6 protein-coding genes are annotated in these 7,803 nt (G+C 36.8%); all 6 read right to left on the reverse strand.

Annotated elements, in window-relative coordinates:
* Positions 1-4 precede the first annotated feature (4 nt).
* Positions 5-2,722, reverse strand: coding sequence for a RecB-like helicase (locus tag ABYK18_RS03505; protein ID WP_373035244.1), 2,718 nt, complete (start codon positions 2,720-2,722; stop codon positions 5-7).
* A complete protein-coding gene (locus ABYK18_RS03510) occupies positions 2,722-5,073 on the reverse strand; it encodes a PD-(D/E)XK nuclease family protein (RefSeq protein ID WP_373035245.1) in 2,352 nt (783 codons plus the stop codon). The genes ABYK18_RS03505 and ABYK18_RS03510 overlap by 1 nt, the downstream gene beginning before the upstream one ends.
* A 277-nt stretch (positions 5,074-5,350) precedes the next feature.
* A complete protein-coding gene (locus ABYK18_RS03515; protein WP_373035246.1) occupies positions 5,351-5,893 on the reverse strand; it encodes a FixH family protein in 543 nt (180 codons plus the stop codon).
* Entirely contained in the window at positions 5,844-6,530 is a 687-nt protein-coding gene (locus tag ABYK18_RS03520) for a 3-dehydroquinate dehydratase (RefSeq protein WP_373035247.1), read from the reverse strand. The genes ABYK18_RS03515 and ABYK18_RS03520 overlap by 50 nt, the downstream gene beginning before the upstream one ends.
* 110 nt (positions 6,531-6,640) lie before the next feature.
* Positions 6,641-6,850: a DUF4006 family protein gene (locus tag ABYK18_RS03525; RefSeq protein WP_373035248.1), complete on the reverse strand. Its 210-nt coding sequence runs from the start codon at positions 6,848-6,850 to the stop codon at positions 6,641-6,643.
* A gap of 10 nt (positions 6,851-6,860) precedes the next feature.
* Entirely contained in the window at positions 6,861-7,784 is a 924-nt protein-coding gene (locus tag ABYK18_RS03530; protein ID WP_373035249.1) for a c-type cytochrome, read from the reverse strand.
* Positions 7,785-7,803: the final 19 nt, after the last annotated feature.

Below are 7,803 nucleotides of genomic sequence, written 5' to 3' on the forward strand. Positions count from 1 at the left end.
CTATTTAAACTTTAACAATTTTTACTTCTTTTTCAAGCAGATAGCAGATATATCCATGCACTTTATCTCCTGTTATCTCTGTGATTGCTTTTACATAATATTCGACCTGCTTACGGTGGTGTTCAGAATAGTTCACAGAACTTTTATAGTCTATGACTGCCCAGGAACCGTCATCTTGTCTTACAAGCAGGTCAACATAGCGTAGATTGTCTTTGTAGCGCAGAGCCTTTTCTTTATAACACTCTCCGGATGCCAAAGAGATAAACTCTTTGTTTCCTAAGAGCATTGAGACTCTGTTTTGTATATCTTCTATCTCCGAGTCTTCCAAGAAGTAGCCGTACTTGTTTATCATCATATCTTTGGCATTATGCATACTTGTTAGAGTAAAACTCCCCAGCATCTCAAGCATATAGTGAAGTGAAAGACCAAAGTTTATGGCTTTTAAATCTTCTTCATTTTCTTCTTCAAGTTTTAGTATGTCACTCTGCGTCCCGTAATAAAGCTCTTTGTATTTGAGTTCTTTATCAGATGCCCTTTCTTTTGCATCTGTACTTTTGTTTTTGCAGATGAGTTCTCCGCTGCTTTTTGCTTGCAGGATTAAAAGATCAAAACTTGAATCCTTTGGCTTGGCTATGACAAAAAGATTCTCTCTTGCTCTTGTAAATGCCACATAAAGTGCATTTAATGAATCTTCTTTTGCCAACTCTTTCTCTTTTGCCAAAGCATCCGCATACTGAGAATCTATAGCATCCCGCCCTTTTATGCGAAGATAGACATTTTCCAGCTTTATGCCGTCATATTCATAAATGATTGCATCTCTGGCAGGCGGGGCTTTTTTGAGTCTGTCCATGACGATAACATGCTCATATTCCAAACCTTTTGATTTGTGAACCGTCAAGACTCTTATACCGTTCAAATCAGATGCCGCACCGCTTGCATCGAGCCTCTCATACTCAAACAAAAGAGCTTCTATATCTTCATATTTTCCAATCACATCCAAAAAGCGGATAAGATGAAAGTCATCACTGAAAAGTCTATACTCTGCAATGACATCTTTAATGAGACTCAGCAGTTTTGTCTTTGTCAGATTCACTTTTGGTATATCTCTTATCTCTTGGTTTATCAAAGCAAAAAAGTTGTGTCTGTATATCTCCTCTTCAAAATAAAGATATTTCAAATACTCCAAAACGGCTTTAACACTTTTTTGATTGATAAGCTTTGTAGTAGTTTCTGTCACGACCTCTATATTTTCATCTTGGAGCATCTGTTTGATAACTTCACCGTCACCGTTTGTCGCACACAAAATAGCCACTTCATTGATATCTGCACCAAGTTGTATTAATCTTTTTACCTGTTTTAGAGTCTCTTCTAATATTTCTTCACTTTGCAAAACTTCAATATACCCGGCATCTGCCTCTGCTCTTACAATTTGTGGAGCATAATTTTTTATTTTATCTATAAAAGTCTTGTTTACAAACTCTATGACTTCTCTTTGTGAGCGGTAGTTTGTAAGAAGCGGTTCGACCTCTGTGTGACACTCTTCTTTTACGGCTGTAAAAAGTGCACTCACACCTCCGCGAAATCTGTAGATGGACTGTTTTACATCCCCGACAAAGAAGAAGCTGCCTTCATCACTTACACCGCTTCCTGAAAGAATCTCTTCTATGAGCGGTTTTAAAATCTCATACTGCAAGATGCTGGTATCTTGAAACTCATCAAGAAGTATGTGCTCTATGGCGGAATCTAGTCTAAAGTATAAAAACTCGCTGTCTATGCGCTCTTTTAAAATGTGGTAGACCAAAACCGTGACATCGTTGAAACTGAGTTCGCTGTCTTCCGTATAGAGTGCTTTTTTTGCTTTTTCGTAGATGCTTCTAAGCTCACTTAGAGCATAAAAGAAGTTCTGCTCTTTTGCACGGTTTTGGTTTTTCACGGCTTCCTGGATTTTTGACAGATGCTCATCCATCTCAGGGCTGAAACACTTTGAAAAAGTTCTATAGTCCAGACTCTCTCTGCCCATCCAGCTCTTAGAAGCAAGTTCTTCAAAATCATCTGCTTCTACTGCTTTTTTTACGGTAGCAGATGCACCCTCACACCTATCTATGATAGCACGCAGACTACACAGATGCTCCATTGCCTCTTGCTCAAAATGAATAAAGTCCCGTTTCTCGAATCTCAGATGCGAAAGTTCCTGATGCTTTATGTAAAACTCATCAAGCAGTGTAAAGATATCTCCAAGTCTCTTGTTTGATTGAAGCGAGAGAGTTATAAGAGTATTCTTCTTTCTTGCCACACTAACCTCTTTTAAGAAGCGTGAGAGTAGCTTAAGCTCGTGCTGAGAGCTCATTGTGGAAAAATCCGGCATAAGACCTGCATATAGAGAAAATTTGCGTAGAATCTGCGCAAAGAACTTATCAATGGTCATTATCTTAGAGTTTGAGTTTAAAAACTCATCTAAAATCTTCTTACGGTTTTGTAGCAGATGCTCACGAGACAAGCCTGTAACTTTAACTATCTCATCAAGCTCACCGCGATGTTCCAACTCCTCTAAAGTAAGAACAATCCGCTCTTGCATCTCAAAAGCTGCTTTGTTTGTAAAAGTAAGTGCCAGGATTTTTGAAGGCGCAGCACCTTTGAATAACAAAGAGAGGTAACGCACGACAAGCATAAATGTCTTACCGCTTCCCGCACTTGCTTCGTAGGCCAGGTTATGTTTAAACACTACTCTCTCCCACACATAATCTTGTACTCGCAAAAAAGACATTTTTTAACATCATCCGTCTTCTCAAAGTTTACATCTTCTATCATCAACAAATCTTTTATGTTTGACTGTAGTACTTCAAGTTTCTCTTCCAAAAAAGCTTCAGGAACAATTTTAGAGTCTTTTAGGTCGTAGTATCCACAAGCACTAACTTTTCCTAGCGTAGATGCCAAGAGGTAGTAAAACTCCAACTGGAAGTCTGTTGCATCTGTGAAAGTCTTTGCAGTGTAAAGCGGATAAGAACCTGTTTTGTAGTCTAGTACAAACATCTCGCCGTCTTTGGCATCTATTCTGTCAATTACACCGCTGAGTTTCATTCCTGCAAACGAACACTCTAGTTTTTTTTCACACTCTTTTACCTGCCAGCCCTCAGAAAATCTCTCTATCTCTTTTTGGCAAAATGTATCTAACCTTCTTTTTTGCATCTCTATGAGATATCTGTCCAGTTCACTGCCGCCGCAAACATCATCCAATTCATTGTGCAGATCTCTTTTTAAATCATCCAGATTCTTATATGAACTTTGTTTGCTGTAAAGCTCTTTCAACGCTTCATGAACAGCCGTTCCTATTTCGTATTCCTGAGGCATATCTTTTGGAATCTCATGCTGGTTTATATGTTCTATGTATTTGTGGTAATATTTTCTCTTGCATGTCAAAAACGTTTTTAGCTTTGTAGCAGATAGTTTTACATCCTTAAAGCTGTACTCCATTGCTATCTTTTTTTCTTCTTTGAGAGCAGGAGTAAACTTTTTAAAAAGTACCTGTGCGTAATCCAGCTCTTCATGTTTGTTTTGAGCCTTGATTCCCAGATGCTTTAAAAATCTGGATGCACTGCTCTGCTCAGATGCCACATACGATATCGCCACTTCTTTGGACGAATTTATCAGCATCTCGTAGTAATGCTTTTGAAGGTTTTCCCGGTCACTCATCGTAGGTAGATTTGCCATCTCTCTTATGTTTGTGTTTAAGAACATATCTTTGTCACTTCGTCTTGGGACATTTCCGTCACTGAAGTCGACTATTATCACAGCATCAAAGTAAACGGCACGGGTTTCCAAAACTCCCATAACAGTCACTTTACCGCCTCTTACATCATCAATACTCACAGATGCAAGACGCTGCAGAAAAAGTGACATAAGAGATTTTACACTCATACCTTTCATACTCGGCACTATATTTTTTAGAGCGTAGACTTGCTCGTTAAAGATTTTTTTCTCTACTTTTGTAACATCGCAACTATCTAAAAAGCTCTGCAGAAACTCTATGACATCTACTTCTTCAACTCTTTTGTAGTAGATACTAAATAGTGTTTTGTAAATCTCATCACCTACTCTCTCGAGTCTTGCACTGTTTTCTTCTGAGAGCTGTTCTATGGCTTTACATGAAGAGTTTAGTTTTTCATATATATCGGTTTTTGAGTATGACTCACCCATAGCAAAGTTAAAGTTCGACTTATCATCAAATGCTCTAAGCAGAGATGCAAAGTTTTCATCCGGCAGTATTACCGCTATTCTCTGCGGTTCATATCCGCTCTTTATAAAATCATAGACTTTCTTCTTTACAAATGCCGCTTGAAGCATTGTCTCACTGAATGACTCGCAACTTATTTTTGAATTTTTTACAATACTCTCTTTTTCAACTACTTCGTTATTGTTTAGAGATATTTTGTACCTGTATCCGACTTCAAGTTCATAGCCCAAAAGCTCTGCAAACTTACTCTGCATCTTGGTGTTGAACTTGGTAGTCTCAAAGATAATATTGACACTGCAAAACTCGCAACATTTTTCTAGGAGTTCAAACTCAAAATTTGTTAAGTGTCCTACTGCATGCAGTTCAATCTTTTCATGTGAAGATGCATACTCTTCGTTAAACTTGTAGAGTTTTGGTATAAATATTTTGTCAAGGATTTTTCTCTCATTACAAAGATTTTCATACCTTGTATATAACTCTTGAAGTATTGTTATATGTTCTTCATATTCAGCGTAGATATCTGAAGTGTCAAGGTCATTTATATCATACATCTCCGCACTTAGTTCTTCAAAGAATTTAAAAATATATGATGAGTTTTTTGTAAAAGTAAAAAAGTTTCTTTGAATCTGCAGTGAAGAAAATGAGTTAAAATCAGAAGCTTCAAGAAGAAGCAGAACTCTGCTGTCTTCGTCCGTCATCTTAAAATCTTTGACTATGCAAAGCTTAGAGATGAACTCGCTCATTGTTATATGATTTGGCAAAAAAAGAGTTGATTGTTCTATTTTAAGTTGCTCGTGACGAATTGCACGAGCTGATGGAAGTATAATTGTTTTATTATTCATTTATACCAACTCCTACTAAATACCACTGCTTTAAATAAAAAATAAGCTATTAGCTACAAGGCAAATCTTTGCAGGACTAATTTATTAATTCAAAAAGATTTAACGAAGTAGATGATAGCTTATTTTTTACACGAAGTGCGAGCATATTGTATCATATTGCTTCGTTAAAAATCCTTGAAACTACTAGTAGTTCCTGCGGAATTTCGCCTCGCACTACGACACAATATGCTCGTTTAAAGAAGTAATATTTAGTGGGAGTTGGTATCTTTATTATAGCCTAATATTCAAAAGCCTCTTTTGCTCTTGTATCAGCTTTGACATTGTAATATCTTTGAAGATCTCCAACGCTGACTCTAGCCATAATATCCCATCTTCCTTCAACAGGTAATTTTACGGAAGGAAATGTATAGACACCATTTTCATAAGTCGAAGAATCTAAAGTCTGATCATACTTATGATTATTTGGTCTTGTTACCACAACTTCAATCTTAGCATTTTGCACAGGCTGCGAATTTAAATCACTCAGTTTGTATTTGATGACACTTCCATCCAAACTAAGTCCGTCTGTTACGTATGAGATTTTATATTTTTTATCAAAAGCTATACGAGCTTTTATAAGCTCATTTGCTTTTGCGTCTGCTTCATGATAACCCATCATGTAGGTATCGCTTTTTTCAACCGGAAGTGTATTAGTCACTATAATTGTGGCAACACAAGCTCCAAAAACCAATAATATCGATGTGCCAATTGCATATGGCCAAATTTTTCCGTTACTCTTGCTCAACTCTCTGCCTTCTTGCGTATAATCTTCTTTTTGCATAAAGAAATATACCGTAAAGAATGAAACCGTAGAACAACACTTTTACAGCCAATATACTTGTTTGATTTGAGCTGCCTACTGCATTTTCTAAGACTACCTTTTTAGTATCTGCTATCTGCTCTGCAATATCTGCATAACCGTTAAACATAGCAGCAGAATACTTTCCTAAAACTTCACCTTTTTTTGCTTTACCTGCTAGAAGCGGCAATATAGTTCCGCCGCTTGTCATATCACTAAAATCAAGATTCAGCAGTGCTATAACAAAAGCCTGAACAGGTGACGAAATAGGACTTAGTACCTGTTTTTTATCAAAATACTCATATAAAGAAGTCGGATGTGCAAGTATATCTACTTTAGCATCCATCTCAGAAAATGTAAGAAGTATGGTAGGTGAAGAAAAATCCTTCATCAATGTTTGTTCATACTGAACTATACTAGTATCGTGTGGCAACTCTTTAAGCATTACAAGTCTTAAAGATATTCCAGTTTTATCATAAAGTTCTGATCCCAATTTTTCAACTTCAGCACTGAATGCCGGGTTAAATATAACTTCATCTTTATATAAATATTCTGCTGTAAGGGTAGTGTGAAAGAATACAAAGAGGATGAGGGCCGCAAGCCCTCGTGAAAATTTCAATGAAACCTTCCTAACCAACATAAAGATGGTTAGGTGTAAGGACTGCGAAAAGAGTATAAACGGCCATTATTACTAGACCTAAAGTTATTAACTTATCCATTATCGACTCCCTATTTCACATCAACAATATGTTTAGCATTTTCAGTACTAAACATTTTGATTGATTTTTCATTTTCTATTTTGTAAAAGTTATTTGCATTTTCATTTTGCACACTAATACCTAAAACTGTAAGACCAGCTAGAATTGTAAGCAATAATACAGTTGCAACTAACATACCTGTAATACCATCAAGAGCAAATACGCTTCTATTTTCATTCATACCTGACTCCTTATTTACTTAAGCTAGTGATATATGCACCAACAGCTTCTTTTTGCTTAGCATTAAGTCTATCAAATGCCGGCATTTTACCAATAACACCTTTTTTACCGTGGTTTAGAACATTAGTAACAAGTGTAGTAGAAAAAGTTGCAATATTAGGTGCTACCATTTCCATACCTTTACCGTCTTCACCATGACAAGCTGCACAAGTACCTGCAAAAACATCTGCACCAGCTCCACTCATACCGTTAGCAACATATGAAGAAACAACATCAATTTCAGCATCTGTTATTAAAGCACCAGTGTTACCGTTGAACAGACCGTTACGATCCGGCATTGGCATCTCCATACCTAGTAAATGATTGTTTGAACCATTTTCTACCGCATGTTTTACAACATTAGCTTCAATTCTTTTGTTAAGATTTGCTGCTTTTCCGTCAATACCGTCAGCTGTAATACCGTGACATACTTTACATTCTGCTAAAAATACAGACTCACCCATTTCAACTAATCTGTCACCGGTAATAGAACCGTACTGTGTTTCAAACTTAGCATTATGTGCTGCCGTATCTTCATTATACTCACCGATTTGTGAATATGCATTTACAGGATAACCAATTGTAAAATACCACATACCCCAAACTATAAGTAAAAAGAACATAATTGCCCAACCCATAGGCAACTCATTTAAATACTCACCAATACCATCCCACTGCTCATCAGCAAGCTGGCCATCAGCAGTATCAGTTTGCATTTGACGAACATACTTGATAACTACAAATACTGTAATTAAGACAAGTGCAACCGCTCCAGCAACTGCAAGCATATTGACGATATCACCATTTAGACCACCCTCAGAACCAGCTATAGACAAGTAAGTCAATAGTAGCATTAGAGCAGTAAAGATAATTCCCCCAAGATAAAGCTTATTCATATATCTCTCCTATTTCTCT

The organism is Sulfurimonas sp., from assembly GCF_041563495.1.
Classification (GTDB): domain Bacteria; phylum Campylobacterota; class Campylobacteria; order Campylobacterales; family Sulfurimonadaceae; genus Sulfurimonas.

What these genes read in the sequence shown, in the direction of transcription:
- ABYK18_RS03510 (WP_373035245.1), bottom strand. Translation starts at nt 5,073, where the DNA reads ATGAATAATAAAACAATTATACTTCCATCAGCTCGTGCAATTCGTCAC.
- ABYK18_RS03515 (WP_373035246.1), bottom strand. Translation starts at nt 5,893, where the DNA reads ATGCAAAAAGAAGATTATACGCAAGAAGGCAGAGAGTTGAGCAAGAGT.
- ABYK18_RS03525 (WP_373035248.1), bottom strand. Translation starts at nt 6,850, where the DNA reads ATGAATGAAAATAGAAGCGTATTTGCTCTTGATGGTATTACAGGTATG.
- ABYK18_RS03530 (WP_373035249.1), bottom strand. Translation starts at nt 7,784, where the DNA reads ATGAATAAGCTTTATCTTGGGGGAATTATCTTTACTGCTCTAATGCTA.